The 13,786-nt window shown below is 59.3% G+C and carries 15 protein-coding genes; 8 read left to right on the forward strand and 7 right to left on the reverse strand.

Annotated features, from left to right (window positions below):
* Nucleotides 1-96: 96 nt before the first annotated feature.
* Nucleotides 97-444 carry a hypothetical protein gene (locus ACW9JE_RS10640; protein WP_457432715.1) on the forward strand — a complete coding sequence of 116 codons (348 nt, stop codon included), beginning with the start codon at nucleotides 97-99 and terminating at the stop codon, nucleotides 442-444.
* A gap of 121 nt (nucleotides 445-565) precedes the next feature.
* On the opposite strand, the gene hdeA is transcribed toward ACW9JE_RS10640, so the two are convergent.
* Nucleotides 566-868, reverse strand: a complete 303-nt coding sequence (gene hdeA, locus ACW9JE_RS10645) for an acid-activated periplasmic chaperone HdeA (RefSeq protein WP_457432716.1) — start codon at nucleotides 866-868, stop codon at nucleotides 566-568.
* Nucleotides 869-1,050: 182 nt separating this feature from the next.
* Between hdeA and ACW9JE_RS10650 the strand changes: the two genes are divergently transcribed.
* The 3 genes from ACW9JE_RS10650 to ACW9JE_RS10660 are packed head-to-tail and all read left to right on the forward strand — an operon-like array spanning nucleotide 1,051 to nucleotide 3,585.
* A complete protein-coding gene (locus tag ACW9JE_RS10650; RefSeq protein ID WP_457432717.1) occupies nucleotides 1,051-1,644 on the forward strand; it encodes a c-type cytochrome in 594 nt (197 codons plus the stop codon).
* Between the two features lie 34 nt (nucleotides 1,645-1,678).
* Nucleotides 1,679-2,701: a c-type cytochrome gene (locus ACW9JE_RS10655; RefSeq protein ID WP_457432728.1), complete on the forward strand. Its 1,023-nt coding sequence runs from the start codon at nucleotides 1,679-1,681 to the stop codon at nucleotides 2,699-2,701.
* A gap of 56 nt (nucleotides 2,702-2,757) precedes the next feature.
* Entirely contained in the window at nucleotides 2,758-3,585 is an 828-nt protein-coding gene (locus ACW9JE_RS10660; RefSeq protein WP_457432718.1) for a cupin domain-containing protein, read from the forward strand.
* Between the two features lie 39 nt (nucleotides 3,586-3,624).
* On the opposite strand, the gene ACW9JE_RS10665 is transcribed toward ACW9JE_RS10660, so the two are convergent.
* The 3 genes from ACW9JE_RS10665 to ACW9JE_RS10675 all read right to left on the reverse strand — a co-directional run bounded on the left by ACW9JE_RS10665 (nucleotide 3,625) and on the right by ACW9JE_RS10675 (nucleotide 5,876).
* The gene (locus ACW9JE_RS10665; RefSeq protein ID WP_457432719.1) at nucleotides 3,625-4,134 is read right to left on the reverse strand and encodes a YkgB family protein; all 510 of its coding nucleotides are present in this window, start codon (nucleotides 4,132-4,134) and stop codon (nucleotides 3,625-3,627) included.
* Between the two features lie 171 nt (nucleotides 4,135-4,305).
* Complete coding sequence (locus ACW9JE_RS10670) at nucleotides 4,306-4,806, reverse strand: YkgB family protein (RefSeq protein WP_224533068.1); 501 nt, start codon at nucleotides 4,804-4,806, stop codon at nucleotides 4,306-4,308.
* Nucleotides 4,807-5,183: 377 nt separating this feature from the next.
* Nucleotides 5,184-5,876, reverse strand: coding sequence for a CGNR zinc finger domain-containing protein (locus ACW9JE_RS10675; RefSeq protein WP_457432720.1), 693 nt, complete (start codon nucleotides 5,874-5,876; stop codon nucleotides 5,184-5,186).
* Between the two features lie 139 nt (nucleotides 5,877-6,015).
* Between ACW9JE_RS10675 and ACW9JE_RS10680 the strand changes: the two genes are divergently transcribed.
* Both ACW9JE_RS10680 and ACW9JE_RS10685 read left to right on the forward strand, forming a co-directional pair.
* The gene (locus ACW9JE_RS10680) at nucleotides 6,016-6,990 is read left to right on the forward strand and encodes a zinc-binding alcohol dehydrogenase family protein (RefSeq protein WP_224533066.1); all 975 of its coding nucleotides are present in this window, start codon (nucleotides 6,016-6,018) and stop codon (nucleotides 6,988-6,990) included.
* Between the two features lie 34 nt (nucleotides 6,991-7,024).
* Nucleotides 7,025-7,795, forward strand: a complete 771-nt coding sequence (locus ACW9JE_RS10685; protein ID WP_457432721.1) for an SDR family oxidoreductase — start codon at nucleotides 7,025-7,027, stop codon at nucleotides 7,793-7,795.
* Between the two features lie 101 nt (nucleotides 7,796-7,896).
* Here the strand turns inward: ACW9JE_RS10685 and ACW9JE_RS10690 are convergent, their stop codons facing one another.
* On the reverse strand, nucleotides 7,897-8,853 hold the full coding sequence (locus ACW9JE_RS10690) for a cupin domain-containing protein (protein ID WP_457432722.1): 957 nt from the start codon (nucleotides 8,851-8,853) through the stop codon (nucleotides 7,897-7,899).
* 58 nt (nucleotides 8,854-8,911) lie between these two features.
* Nucleotides 8,912-9,496: a CGNR zinc finger domain-containing protein gene (locus ACW9JE_RS10695; protein WP_457432723.1), complete on the reverse strand. Its 585-nt coding sequence runs from the start codon at nucleotides 9,494-9,496 to the stop codon at nucleotides 8,912-8,914.
* A gap of 129 nt (nucleotides 9,497-9,625) precedes the next feature.
* Here ACW9JE_RS10695 and ACW9JE_RS10700 point away from each other — a divergent pair, with 129 nt between their 5' ends.
* Nucleotides 9,626-10,507 (forward strand): alpha/beta fold hydrolase, encoded by an 882-nt coding sequence (locus ACW9JE_RS10700; protein ID WP_457432724.1) that lies wholly within the window; start codon nucleotides 9,626-9,628, stop codon nucleotides 10,505-10,507.
* Between the two features lie 227 nt (nucleotides 10,508-10,734).
* On the opposite strand, the gene ACW9JE_RS10705 is transcribed toward ACW9JE_RS10700, so the two are convergent.
* Nucleotides 10,735-11,649 (reverse strand): LysR family transcriptional regulator, encoded by a 915-nt coding sequence (locus ACW9JE_RS10705; protein ID WP_457432725.1) that lies wholly within the window; start codon nucleotides 11,647-11,649, stop codon nucleotides 10,735-10,737.
* 106 nt (nucleotides 11,650-11,755) lie between these two features.
* Here ACW9JE_RS10705 and ACW9JE_RS10710 point away from each other — a divergent pair, with 106 nt between their 5' ends.
* Nucleotides 11,756-13,498 (forward strand): amidohydrolase, encoded by a 1,743-nt coding sequence (locus ACW9JE_RS10710; RefSeq protein ID WP_457432726.1) that lies wholly within the window; start codon nucleotides 11,756-11,758, stop codon nucleotides 13,496-13,498.
* The last annotated feature ends 288 nt before the right edge of the window (nucleotides 13,499-13,786 follow it).

A 13,786-nucleotide genomic window follows, 5' to 3' on the forward strand; every position in this document is an offset into this window, starting at 1 on the left:
TCCATTTTTGGGATCAACGAACGGAAGTCTTTGAGCGAAAAACATGACAGGATCGACGGCTGAAATGGAACCTCTCCACACAAGGAAGCAGCACCAATGGACACTCCCTTCTCGCAAGTCTGCGAACGTTTGAACAACCGCCGATTCACTGTCGCGGGCAACCCTCAGGGGCTGTCCGGGGCAGGCACGGTATTCCATTATCGTGTCGAAGGAAATGCCATTTCGAGTTCATACGAGGGCGGCCGGATTCGTATGGGGCATCAGGTCGGGCGGGTGACGGGGCCGGAGAGCATCGAGCTGCTTTTTCATTGCCTGACCACCGAGGGTGAAATGCTCGCCGGTTGGTCCCGTGGCGCGGTCGGGGTTGATGTTGAGGGGCGTACGACGCTGTCCTTTGTCTGGGGCTGGCTGTCGGGTGCGACTGGCGGTGGCGAGTCGAGCTAAGTCGAACTGTAGGAGCGAGCTTGCTCGCGATGGATGCAGAAGCTCCGCGGGGCATCAGGTACCCCGCGTTATCGTTGACGACCATCGCGAGCAAGCTCGCTCCTACAGTTGTTCACATCGACTAATTGGCTTTCGCTTTGTTGAGCGTATCGACGAATGACCCCTGGGCATTTTGAGTGCACGCTTCGATGACCCGCGGGGTCACTGTAAGTGTGCCATCGACGTCCATCACGGCATCGACCGGTTTGCCTGCCTTGGTGAACCCTTCGGCAAAGAACACTGCATTGGGTTGATATTTCTCATCGATCTCCAGGAAATCTCCGCACGTCCATTTATCGACAGGTTTGGTGGGCGCTTTTGCGGCCAGTACGCTTGAGCTGGCCAGTATTGCGAGGGTAAGGACTGACACCTGCTTTGCATTCATAGAACTAACCTCCATGCCGCGCTGCGTGAGTGAGAACGTAAATGCTGGTTAATTGCATTTGCGGAAGATTCACTATAGGTCAGTGCGGACTTTCTGCATGATCGCCACCACAGGGGTTTTGTGTTGTTTGCGGGTATTGCTTCTACAGTTGGTGAGGGTTCCCTCGTGATTGGAGAGGCGATATGCCGATTGCCAAGGTCATCGTGCTGTTGGGCGCGTGGATGGTGGTGCAGGCGAGCGCTGTGGAGATGCCGCCACAGGCTCAGGCCTGTGTTGCCTGCCATGGCGCCACCGGTGAAGGGACGCCTCAGGCGCCGATGCTTGCCGGGCTTTCGGCCTCTTACATCAGCGCCCAGATCGAAAACTTCATCGCCGGCCGGCGCAGCAATCCGGTGATGTCGGCCATTGCCCAAGGCTACAGCGATGCGACATTACGCAATCAGGTCGCCGCCTATTTTGCCAGTCTGGGCACGACGCCCAGGCTTCAATTGCGTGGCGAGCAGATCGCAACCACGCCCGCAGAACAGCTTTACTACCAGGGCGACCTGCAGCGCGATCTTCCCGCCTGCTACAGCTGTCATGGCCCCTCCGCGGTTGGCGGCGGTGCGTTTCCCCGGCTCGCCGGGCAACAGGCGGCCTATCTGAAGGAACAGCTCCTGGCCTGGCAAAGCCGGCAACGCAGCGGCGACCCCGACGACCTGATGGGCAACGTCGCCCGCAAGTTGAGCGCGGGCGATATCGATGCGCTGGCCAGTTATCTCTCCGGGATTCGATAAGGAGCACAAGCCGATGACTTCATGGCGAGGTTCGATGGCGGTGTGCCTGGCCTTGTCCTGGCTGGCCTTTCCTAGGCAGGGCATGGCCGCACAACCGGACATGAGCGTGGAACTCCAGACTCAGCCCAAGGCGCCTTTGGACTTCACACCACGAGCGCTGACAACCGTCCCAAAAGGCGATTTCGGCGACAAGGTGCGTCGAGGCTACGAGCTGTTCGTCAACACCCAGCAACTCAAAGGCCGCTACGTCGCCAACCAGCTCAACTGCGCCAATTGCCATCTGGGCAACGGCGCAAAAGCCTGGTCGGCGCCCTTGTGGGCGGCCTATCTCGCCTATCCATCCTTCCGCGCCAAAGACAATCGCATCGATACCTTCGCCGAACGGATTCAGGGCTGTTTCAACTACTCGATGAACGGCAAGGCACCGGCCCTGGATTCGCCGGAAGTGGTGGCGCTGTCCGCCTATTCGTACTGGCTGCTGATGGGCGGGTTGCTCGACAAGGCCGGCAAGCCTGACGCCCCCGTCCCGGAGCTGAGCGACCAGCAACTGCAGTTGGGCGGCAACGGCCAGTCACTCTCGCTGCCAGCGCCGATCGCGCAGCAGGCGGATCGTCAGAACATGCCGGGCCGGGGCTTTGCCACCATTCCCGCACCACCGTCACCGCCGTCGCCTGATCGCGGGCGACAGGTGTACACGCAACACTGCGCCATCTGTCATGGCGCAAACGGCGAGGGCACCGCGATGGCCGGCGTACCGGTGATGCCGGCACTCTGGGGCGATGACTCCTACAACTTGGGCGCCGGCATGCACCGGATCAACACCGCTGCGCAATTCATCTTCGAGAACATGCCGCTGGGCAAATCCGTCCAGCTCGAACCACAACAGGCCTGGGACGTAGCCGCCTGGATCAACAGCCAGCAACGCCCGCAGGATCCGCGGTTCAACGGCAATCTGACCAGCACGGCCAATGCGTTTCATCACGGGGAGCAGTGCTTCTACGGGCAAACGGTGGATGGCGTGGTCGTGGGCAACTCCAGCCCTGTAGGCGTCCGATAGTGCGCAAATCGCCGGTGCTATGATCGATGCATTTCCACTTCGCCAAGAGATTTTCCATGGATCGCCTGTCCACGTTGCTGTCGCAGTTCGGTGTGCGCGCAAGCCTGTTCTACAACGACAGGCTTTGCGGCAAGGCGTCGTACGGCGGGGCGGATCAGCTGGGGCATATTCATCTGCTGCAGGCCGGTTCCGTCACTTTGCGGGGAACTGATCGCAAGGAAATTTTGCTGACCCGGCCCAGCCTGATTTTTCTTCCACGGCCCAGCCGCCATCACCTGTTGGGTGGTAATCCCGAGGGCGCTCAACTGTTGTGTGCGTCCATGGAGTTCGAGGGCGGCGTCGATAACCCGTTGACGGCTTCGCTGCCCGATTGTCTGGTGCTTTCGCTGGATGAGTTGCCGCTGCTGGCCGACGTGTTGAAGTGGATGTTCGCCGAGGCAGCCGAAGTGCACTGCGGCAGGGAGGTGGCGCTCAATCGCCTGTTCGAGCTATTGATCGTCCTGCTGTTCCGCCATCTGCTCGATCACCACCAGTTGCACACCGGCATGATGGCCGGGCTCGCCGATGCGCGGCTGGCGCGTTCGCTGATGCAGATGCACGACACGCCTCAGCACGGCTGGTCGATCGAAGAGCTGGCCCGTGCCTCGAACATGTCCCGTGCCGCCTATGCCGTGCATTTCCGCACGGTGATCGGGCAGACGCCTGCGGATTATCTGTTGAGTTGGCGGATCAGCCTGGCGCAGAAGCGTCTGCGTGAAGGGCGACCGATTGCGCTGATCGCCACTGAGGTCGGTTATGAAAGTCCATCGGCGCTGGCGCGGGCATTTCGGCGAAAGACCGGGTACAGCCCGCGGGATTGGATGAAAGAAAGGGAGATGGCCTGAGTTACATCGACTTCGTCAGGCCATATCAAGTGCTTCGGCTTATCGGGTTTCCAGTGCAGACAACGAGTGACCGGCAACAAAGATCGAGGCGGCCAGCAGCCCGATGTCCTTGAGCAGGAACTGGCCCGGCGCCACCGAAATCCCCGGGAAGCCGAGGCCCGGCTCGATCACCCCCGGCGTCGAGAACATGAAGCTCAAGGTGGTAAAGAACAACCCGGCGGACAGCGCACCACCGATCAGGGAGAGCTTGGGCGACAGCAGGCGCGCGGCGATCAGCAACCCGATCGAGACTTCCAGAACACCCAGCAGGGCCGAGAAGGTATCGACACTGAACAGGTCATAAACCCAACCCAGCAAAGGACTGTTGCTCACCAGCGGCACCAGGCCCATGGCTTCGTAGTGGGTGAACTTCATGCCGCCGAACCAGAAGTAGATAACGGCCAGGGCCAGGTAGATACCGTAGGTGCCCAGCGCGGTGATTTGGCTACCGAGGGTCGAGTGGTCGACGAGCTTTTGAGTTGCGTGGTTTTCGAGGTTCAGGGTTTTCATGATCAAGGCTTCCAATGGTGTGATGACAAAGGTTATTGAGCAGCCCCTGTTGGTGTTTGGGGGTGACGTCATTGTTGTCTTTGCCTGCACGGCACTGGCTGCCGAGCGTATTGCGTTTAATGCAGATCGTCTTGACAGAGGAGCGCCCGTGAGACGCTCCATAGGCCGGTATCAGTGTCGTTTCACAGCAGCAACCATGATCAATCGGGCCACGTCCTGTTTGAGCAGATAGACGGAAACCACCAGCAATACGAGATCCTTCAAAAGGAAGGCCGATACGATTGTCATGGCAGGGAAACCACCGGCGCCTTCGTGCCAGGCACCTGGCGCGAACGGCATGATCGTGATGGTCCCCATGAAGGTTGCGCAAGAACCCAGAGCGCCGAGAACTCCAAGCTTCTTGTTCCAGAAACCCAGAAAAATCAGCAAGCCGAAAGTCCATTCCGCCGTCCCCAGGAAGATGCTGGTGCCCTTGACGCCCAAGACCGGAATCGTCCACGAAATGAGTGGGCCGTTGGTGATCAGCGGAAGCAAGTCGGTAATTTCTGCCACGAACCATTTGTCGTAACCGAACCAGACAAAGATGACGACCATGGCGGCGCGAAGCAGGTGATAGTCCAGGTCGCGCTTGAGCAGTACCGAGCGACCGAGTAGATCGATGAGGTAGTTCATGATGTTTTCCCCATCGGCACGGATGAGTGTCCGGCGCTATGGGCGCCTTCGCTTGCGAAAAGCTGGATATGCAACATGGGTAGCTCCATTGATGAGTGTTTCGTCGTTGAAGCCATCATATGAAGAGCGATTGATACCTGTAAGTCGTTATGATCTCGTAATAATGCTCAAAAGTTCCAATCGTGAAGGTTGGATACTTTCGAAACGAAAAGAGTCGCCCAACTCGCCTCGCGCTGGGAGAGTCAGGACAATTGATTCAAAGGTAGAATGCTTCGAGTAACCTTTTTGATTGAATCAAAAAGGTTAATTTGAGGCGCGGCATCGACAGGCATCCGGCAAGCGGATACCAAAGACCCAGTCAGATGCCGCCGAGGAATTCACAGAAGTTTCTTGCGCTGGCGATGCGCTGCGGCCTTGGCGCGATTTCCACACACCGCCATGCTGCACCAGCGACGCTTTTTACCTCGGGTATGGTCTACGAACATCAGCGTACAACCGGCACCCTCGCAGCTTTTGACATCGGCAAAGTCTTCCTCGCAGATGAATTTTGCCAGCACTTCACCGATCGGCAGCAGCAGGGATTCAGGTGTTTTCCAGCGTCGAAGCGGCTGAAGCTGCAGGCTGGCGGGACCCTGGTTGGCGAGGGTGATCTGCGTAAAGCCGTCGTCTCTTTCAAGCAAACGGTTAAGCGTCGCTAACTCGTCCATGACCTCAGGGGTCAGCGGTGTTCCCTGATGCTTGAGAACGAATGCTCTGAACCAACCCCGCAACGCCCTCGCTTGTGCAGCGACGCCATCCAGCTCACCAGGCATGGCACTTTGCGCGACGCCCTCCAGCGTTTGCCGGCTTACCCACCCCGACTGTTCCAGCCAGTCCAGCAATCCGTCGGCATCGCCAATCCAGTCAACGATTTCGTCGATCGGGGTCGCAATTGAATTGAGGAAATCCAGCGCCGGGGCATCTGCGATGAAGATAGCCGGTTCGCTCAAGTGGGTACGCATTGGACTCTCCGCCATTACAAAGCTGGCAAAAATGGTAACCGGTAAAAATATGTTTGACAAGTTACTCAACCGTTAATAACCTCATAAGCGGAATCAGGCAGGTTACTTTTTGGGCGCCGCCACGCTATCGCAGATGGATAGTCGTGGCGGTTTCCTCTGGCGACGAAATGAATTCGAACAGGCCTTCACGGCCCATCAGGAGCACCTCATGAAAGCGATCGTTCTAGAAAAATTCGGCGGCCTGGACAGTCTGGTTTACCGGAACATCCCTGAGCCGGTGGCTCAGGATGGTTTCGTGGTCATCCAGATCAAGGCGTTTGGAATCAATCACGCTGAAATGCACATGCGCCGTGGTGAATGGGCGGAATCGGCGCCTGTCAGCGGAATTGAATGCGTGGGCATCGTGAAGTCATGTCCCGGCGGCGAATTCCCGATCGGTGCGAAGGTCGCCGCGCTGATGGGCGGTCTGGGTCGTACGATCAACGGCAGTTATGCGCAATACACGCGAGCGCCGGTTTCCAACGTCGCATTGATCAATGCCGAGTTGCCCTGGGCGGAACTGGCCGCAATCCCGGAAACCTATGCGACGGCGTGGACATGTCTTTTCCGCAACCTGGAAATCGAGAAGGGCCAGACACTGCTCATTCGCGGCGCAACATCGTCTTTCGGGCAGGCAGCTTTGAAGCTGGCGGTGAATGCGGGCGTCCGGGTGGTTGCCACGACCCGTAGTGAAAAACGCGCGCAGATGCTGAAAGCTCTTGGCGCTTGGGCCGTTGAGTTGGAGGGGCCGCAATTGTCGACCCGAATCGAGGGCGCGAAAACCTTCGATTCGGTACTTGATCTGGTGGGTAACAGCACGGTGATCGATTCTCTGGCGATCGTGCGTCGCGGTGGCCGCGTGTGTCTCGCAGGATGGCTGGGCGGGCTTGATCCGATCGCGGACTTCAATCCGCTGCTGCAGATGTCCAGTGGCGTCTATCTCACATTCTTCGGCAGCTTCGTTTTCGGAACTGAAGGTTTCCCGTTATCTGATGTGCCGTTGCAGGCGATTGCGCAAGAAGCGGAGGCCGGGCGGCTCGATGTCAAACCGACCCGGATCTTCAGCTTTGAGGAGATTCATGAGGCTCATCGCGTCATGGAAGCAAACGAAGCGGCCGGCAAAATGGTCGTTGTCGTCGACTGAATTCCCTTCACATTACTCGAATCAGGAGGCTTCCATGGCGAAGTCCGTTGCGATTGTCACAGGTGCAAGTCAGGGAATCGGTCGCGCGACTGCGATCCGGTTGGCGAAGGACTTCGAAGCGATAGTGCTGGTGGCGAGGCATCGTGAAAACCTCGAGGAAACCGCAAGGTTCGTTCACGAGACAGGGGCCGAGTCGCTGATCATCGATGCCGATATCGCCGCACCAGGTGTGCCGAAGGTGGTGATAGATCAAGTGATGGCGAAGTTCGGCAGAATCGACGCCCTGCTGAATATCGCCGGTGCAGTACCTCAAATCGATCTGTTCGAGATGACTGACGACCAATGGGACCAGGCGACCGAGCTCAAGCTGCACGGCGCGCGACGGTTTACGCTGGCTGCGTGGCCGGCTTTGAAGGCATCCGCAGGTGCGGTGGTCATGATGTCCGGCAACTCGGCGCAGGTACCCAAATCCGGGTACGCCGCCGTGGCGGCCATCAATGCAGCCATTGTGGCTCTGGCCAAGGCTTTCGCGGATCGTGGAATTGAAGACGGCGTCCAGGTGAACAGTGTGATGCCGGGGCCGGTGATGACAGGGCGCAGACGATCATTTGTGCAGAGGTGGGCGTCTGCCAATGGCATGAGTGTCGAGGAGGCGCTGATCAGGTTTCCGCAAAATGCCGGAATATCCAGATTCGGAGAACCTGAAGAGATTGCAGACCTTTTGGCCTTTCTGGTTTCCCCTTCCGCACGCTGGATAACGGGGTCCGCTCTGCGCATGGATGGGGGAGAAGTAAAAGCCGTTTGAGTTTGCGCCAGCCTTTCACCATGCCAGCCATGACCTGAACCAGGTGCGAATCGTTATACGCACCTGGTTCAGTCATTCCCGCATAGAGCGGACGCGGGGTTTCATCCCTGATTTGATCGACGCATATCCCCCGGTGTCATGCCCATGCGCTGAGCGAAAGCGCGTCGAAACGCAGCAACCGATTGATAACCCACCCTCTCGGCGACGACCTCGGTCGGCAACGTCGTGGAGGTCAGTTCATTCGCCGCAATGGTCATTCGCAGGTCAGTCAAAATAGCACTCGCCGATTTGCCGACCTTTTCCTGGAAGTGGCGGATAAGGGTTGCCCGGGACATGTTGCACAGGTTCGCCAGCTCAGGGAGTGTCCACGGGTGAGCAGGGTCGTTGAAAATAGCAGTCAATGCGGGAGCGAGCCTCGGATATGCAGCCATCGCCAACAAGCCGGTCGGCGTATCCGCAGACTCGCTGGCCAGCCGCAATGTCATCGTCAGCAGCGCGGCGGACAAAGCGTTGAGCATGGCGTTGCCGCCCAGGCTCGCAGCGATGGATTCTGCCCTCATCAAGTTCAGAAGGCTGGCCAGTTGCGCAGCGGTCTGAGTGTCAGGCGAGTGTGCCGGGTTCGATGTGCGGACAATCAGGGTTCCGGGCAAGTATTCACGGATGAAGCGATCATGGGGCGGTGTGATCACGAAACGGCCACACAGCATCTCCAGTCGCTCTCGGGTACCGGCGTTCTCGCTAACCACCAGATTGAGCTCATTACGGTGAATTGCTTGCGCAGGGATTTCTCCACTCCCGTCGTTGAGCACATGCCGAGATCCATCGAGCACCACCACGACATCACCTGCCTGTAATCGCCGGGGGATACTCATGCCCGGCGTTTGCAAAGTGGCTGTACCCCGCAATATCACGTGGTAGGGCATCTCTCCCGGTTCCGAGTCTTCATAGGCTACTTGCCAAGGGGCTCCGTACGCACAACGGATTTCCAGCCGACCTCTTACAGTCATCATGTCCAGCAGGCGACTCAGCCAGTCCAGCTGAAGGGGTGAGGTGGTCATGAACATCTCCGATTTTGAGACTTTTGAGCGCTAAAGCTGGCAATTGATCTCTACAAGTTCATGACGCACCGCCCTGACGCCGCTTGCGGAACTCGGCGACCTTATGCCGGTTTCCGCACAACGCCATGCTGCACCAGCGCCGTTTGTGCGACTTGGTGCGGTCGTAAAACATCAGTGAACAGTCCGCGCTTTCGCATTTACGCACGAGGTTGAAATCGCCTTCGGCCAGTAGTTCGGCGGCGTTGTAGGCCAGGCGGCCAAGGCGCTGGTGGGTGGCGTCAGCCTGGCGGAAGCGATCGAGCAACGGGGCGCCCGTTTCTTCCCAGACCAGTTGCGGCACCGCTTGCATCAGAAAGCCATTGAGTGTCGCCGGATCCGCCACACGATTCTCCCGGCGAGCGGCGAGCAGGTCTTCGATGCAGTCGCGCAACGTGCGCAACCGGGCGAGCAATTGCCCGTCACCCACCTTCATTTCATCCGCCGGTCCAAAGCCGATCTGCTCCAGCCACTGCGCCGCATCGGCATCACTGGTCAGCAGATCGCGGCGCTGGCCGTCGACCATCATTTGAGTGTTCAACAGGTCCAGCGCCGGGTGGTCGGCGAGTATCAGCGGGGCGGGCAGTTCGATGGGGGAGGTGGTCATGACAATTTCCGATGAGTCGATGTGCAGAGTGTAACCGATAAAAAGCATTTGACTAGTTACAAATCCCGTGCAGAATGGAAATCAGTAACCGGCAAAAATTAATTTAACAAGTTACATGAGGGCTTAGCCATGACCATTTCTCAACACACCCAGGTTGCCTACAAGTCCGTCGAAGCCGATGGCGTGAAGGTTTTCTATCGCGAAGCGGGCGCTGCGGATGCACCGGTGCTGTTGCTGTTGCACGGATTCCCCAGCTCGTCGCACCAGTTCCGTGACCTGATCCCGCTGCTGGCGGACAAGTACCGGCTGATCGCACCGGATCTGCCGGGTTTCGGCTTCACCGAGGTTCCGGCGCAGCGCAATTACCGTTACACCTTCGATGCCATCGGCGAGACGATTCGTCAGTTTGTCGATGTGCTGGAGCTCAAGCGTTATGCGATGTACTTCTTCGACTACGGCGCGCCCACCGGCCTGCGCCTGGCGCTGGCCTATCCGGAGCGGGTGAGCGCGATCGTTTCGCAGAACGGCAACGCCTATCTTGAAGGTCTGGGGGAGGCCTGGGCGCCGATCCGCCAGTACTGGGCAGACCCGTCGCCGGCCAATCGGCAGGTGATCAAGGATGCCATCCTGCATCTGGAAGGCACTCGCTGGCAGTATGTGGAAGGGGTGAGCAATCCTGATCTCATCGCCCCCGAGGCTTACTATCTGGATGCGCTGCTGCTGGAGCGGCCGGGTAACAAGGACATTCAGCTGGACCTGTTTTTCGACTACCAGAACAACCTGAAGCTGTATCCGGCGTTCCAGCAGTTCTTCCGTGATACGAAGGTGCCGACGCTGGCGATCTGGGGCAAAGGCGATCCGTTCTTCATCCCGCCGGGGGCTGAGGCCTACAAGCGCGACAATCCGAATGCTGTGGTGGAGTTGCTGGATACCGGGCACTTTGCACTGGAGACGCATGTCGAGCACATTGCTCGGCGGATTGTCGAGGTGGTGGGGGAGTACATTGACTGAGTTGGGCAAACCTTAAGTTCAGTCCGTTGAGCCAGAACGCGATCCTTGTAGCAGTCGAACGCAGGCTTCGCCAGTTGCTACATGGATCGAGTTCAGGATTAGCAAAACGGGATCCGGACTACCTGGCTTCCGGTGGTCGTCAACGATGATGTGGGCTTCCTGATTTCCCGCGGTGTCTGGGCCTGCATCGCGTGCAAGCTCGTTCCTGCTGTGAAGAGGGGCGTGAATCAATGTAACTCCCGCTCATCCAGATACTCATTCAGGCACTGGATAAACGCCTGATGCTTGCGCGTATGCCGCCGGTGCGCCGGGTAAATCACATGAATCTTTCGGCCGAACTGCTCCGGATCGAGGTCGGCTTCGGGCAGCAGGTGCACCAGTTCGCCGCGCCTGATGTACGGCGCGGCGCTCCATTGCGGGCAGAACTGCAAACCCCGGCCAGCCAGCAGCGCGCTGAACAGTAAATCGTAGTTGTCGCTGCTCAGGCGCGGTACCGGCTGCGGGATGCGCTGGCGTTCGCCGTTGTGTTCGATCCACCAGAAATGCGGGTTCAGGGCCGGATGGCGGAACAGCAACCAGTCGTGTTGAGCGAAGGTGTCCGGCTGCACGGGCAGCGGGTTGCGTTGCAGGTATTGGGGGCTGGCGCACAGGAGGATGCGGTTGGCGGTCAGGGGGCGGGTGATCAGGTCGGGCAGCTCCACCGGGCCGTCGCGCACGGCCAGGTCGAAGCGGCCTTCGGCGAGGTCGACGAATTCATCGGTCAACACCACGTCCAGGCGCATCTGCGGATACAGCTCCAGAAAGCGACAGCACACCGCATTGAGAAAGGCCGGCGCGAAGGAGGGCGGGGCGGTGATGCGCAACAGGCCGTACATCTCGCGCTGCAGCTGATCGATGTCTTCCCGGGCCTGCTCCAATTGCGTAAGCACCTGCCTGGAACTGGCGAGGAAAATTTCCCCGGCTTCGGTCAGGGCGATTCGCCGCGTGGAGCGCTCGAACAGGCGCGTGCCCAACTCTTCTTCAAGGTGGGTGATGGCGCGGGTCAGCGCCGAGGTGGTCTTGCCCAATTGCGAGGCGGCCCGGGTGAAGCTGCCCTGGTCGGCGGTCTCGACAAACATGGCGATGGCGCTGAGCTGGTCCATTCAGTGTTTCCTGTCTGGAAAGTATGAGTTGCGTGGGGTGAGTATTCTGCACCGTCACGTACTTCGCTAGTCTCCGGCCATTCCAACAAGAAAAAGGTGCGGGACGATGAAGCGAGTATTCCTGTCGGCATTGGCCGTGGCCATTGGTCTTTCCTCAATGGAAAGCATGGCGACGACCGACTTGATTTTGCATAACGGCAAAGTCTTCACGGCGCAGCAGGGCAAAGGACTGCAACAGGCCGTCGCCGTGGAGAACGGAAAGGTCGTCAAAGTGGGCAGCGACGCCGAGGTGATGGCGCTGAAGGAGCCCGGCACTGACGTCATCGATTTGCAGGGCAAGGTGCTGATGCCCGGCTTCATCGACACCCACAGTCATGCGGTGTTTGGCGGGGTCAAACTCAAGTCCGCCGACCTTGAAACGCAAATGCTGCCGTTCGACGAGCTGGAGCAACGTCTGCGCGAATGGCGCGACAATGGCAAGGCTCGGCACGGCGACATCCTGAGCGTCAGCGGCACGCCCTCGACCTACTGGAGCGAGGTGGCGGAGTTCGAAAAGCGCTTCAACCAGGGTGAATGGAAAGACACGCCGGTCCTGTTTCTCGGCTGGGATTACCACACCGGCTGGGCCAACAAGGCGTTGCTCAAACGCGCGGGCATCGATGCTGCGCGGGTCAAGGCGCTGACCGGGGAGGCAGTGGCGACCATCGGCCACCACCCGGACAACACGCCGAACGGTTTTGTCGCCGACGCCGGCCTGTCGGCGGTGATGTCGCAACTGCCACCGGCCAGCCTCGAACAATTGGTGGGCGCCGCCGAAGCCGCCCGCGATCTCTACCACAGCCTGGGCGTGACCGCGCTGATGGACCCGGCGGCCAACGCGGTGCCTGGCGATGCGCTGTTCGACTTCAAGCCCACGGTGAAAAACGTCGGCGTACTGCCGGCCTACAAAGCCCTGGCCGACAAGGGTGAACTGGGTTTGCACGTGGCCGCGCTGATGGTGGTCAATCCCAAGAGCAAGCCCGCTGACCTTGAGGTCATGGAGCAGGTGCGCAAGCAATTTGCCGGCGTCGACAACCTCAGCCTGCCCGGTATCAAGGTGTTTGCCGATGGCGTCGCGGAGTTTCCCGCACAAACCGCGTCGCTGTTATCGCCCTATAAAAACTCGCTCAAGGGCGGGGAGCTGCTGATCGACCCTGCACACTTCGGCGAACTGGTGGGCGCAGCCGATGCTCGCGGCTGGCTGGTGCACGTGCATGCCATCGGTGACCGAGCCGTGCGTGAATCCCTCAACGGCATCGAACAGGCTCGCCGCGAAGGGAACAACAACGTCGCCCACTCCATCACCCACCTGCAAATGGTCAATCCCAAGGAATTCACTCGCTTCAAGCCGCTCAATGTCATCGCCTCGATGCAGCTTTACTGGGCTTCGGCGGACGAGCTGAGCATCGACCTGCTGCAGCCGTACATCAACGCCATGCAATTCCAGTTCATGTATCCGGCCCGCTCGCTGCTCAAGAACGGCGCGACCATTTCCGGTGCCAGCGACTGGCCTGTTTCCACGCCAGAGCCCTGGAAAGCCATCGGCCAAGCCATCAGCCGCAAAGGTCCGAAGGGCGTGCTGAACGCGGCCGAAGCGATCGATCGCGAAACCATGTTCTACGCCTACACGCTCAATGCGGCGAAAACCATTGGCCTGGAAAAGCAGATCGGTTCACTGGTGCCCGGCAAGCAGGCGGACATGATCATCGTCGACCGCGATGTGTTCACCGCGCCCGAGACGGAGCTGGCGGGTACGCAGGTGCTCAAGACGTATTTTGCGGGGCGGGAGGTGTATAGCCGTCCTCAATGAGCACCCGTTCCTGTAGGAGCGAGCACGCTCGCGATGAACGTGAGAACACCGCGGAATATCAGGCCGCCAGCGTCATCGTTGACGTCCATCGCGAGCATGCTCGCTCCTTCAGTGATTGGTGGCGATGGCGAAATCGTGCACGAAAAAGCCCGGCTGATCAGGCCGGGCTTTTTGTGGGTGTTGCGGTGAAGCGAAGGGCTTAGGCGATGGTGTTGCCTTTCAGGCGGTCGGAACCATCGGCTGCGACGGTGTTGCCGTGGAGGCGGTCGGAGCCATCAGCAGCGACAG

It is taken from the genome of Pseudomonas sp. SDO55104_S430 (genome assembly GCF_054070595.1).

Coding starts and splice junctions, on each gene's coding strand:
- ACW9JE_RS10655 (WP_457432728.1), top strand. CDS start 1,679: ATGGCGGTGTGCCTGGCCTTGTCCTGGCTGGCCTTTCCTAGGCAGGGC.
- ACW9JE_RS10705 (WP_457432725.1), bottom strand. CDS start 11,649: ATGGACCAGCTCAGCGCCATCGCCATGTTTGTCGAGACCGCCGACCAG.
- ACW9JE_RS10670 (WP_224533068.1), bottom strand. CDS start 4,806: ATGAACTACCTCATCGATCTACTCGGTCGCTCGGTACTGCTCAAGCGC.
- ACW9JE_RS10680 (WP_224533066.1), top strand. CDS start 6,016: ATGAAAGCGATCGTTCTAGAAAAATTCGGCGGCCTGGACAGTCTGGTT.
- ACW9JE_RS10700 (WP_457432724.1), top strand. CDS start 9,626: ATGACCATTTCTCAACACACCCAGGTTGCCTACAAGTCCGTCGAAGCC.
- hdeA (WP_457432716.1), bottom strand. CDS start 868: ATGAATGCAAAGCAGGTGTCAGTCCTTACCCTCGCAATACTGGCCAGC.
- ACW9JE_RS10695 (WP_457432723.1), bottom strand. CDS start 9,496: ATGACCACCTCCCCCATCGAACTGCCCGCCCCGCTGATACTCGCCGAC.
- ACW9JE_RS10650 (WP_457432717.1), top strand. CDS start 1,051: ATGCCGATTGCCAAGGTCATCGTGCTGTTGGGCGCGTGGATGGTGGTG.
- ACW9JE_RS10685 (WP_457432721.1), top strand. CDS start 7,025: ATGGCGAAGTCCGTTGCGATTGTCACAGGTGCAAGTCAGGGAATCGGT.
- ACW9JE_RS10665 (WP_457432719.1), bottom strand. CDS start 4,134: ATGAAAACCCTGAACCTCGAAAACCACGCAACTCAAAAGCTCGTCGAC.
- ACW9JE_RS10660 (WP_457432718.1), top strand. CDS start 2,758: ATGGATCGCCTGTCCACGTTGCTGTCGCAGTTCGGTGTGCGCGCAAGC.
- ACW9JE_RS10690 (WP_457432722.1), bottom strand. CDS start 8,853: ATGACCACCTCACCCCTTCAGCTGGACTGGCTGAGTCGCCTGCTGGAC.
- ACW9JE_RS10710 (WP_457432726.1), top strand. CDS start 11,756: ATGAAGCGAGTATTCCTGTCGGCATTGGCCGTGGCCATTGGTCTTTCC.
- ACW9JE_RS10640 (WP_457432715.1), top strand. CDS start 97: ATGGACACTCCCTTCTCGCAAGTCTGCGAACGTTTGAACAACCGCCGA.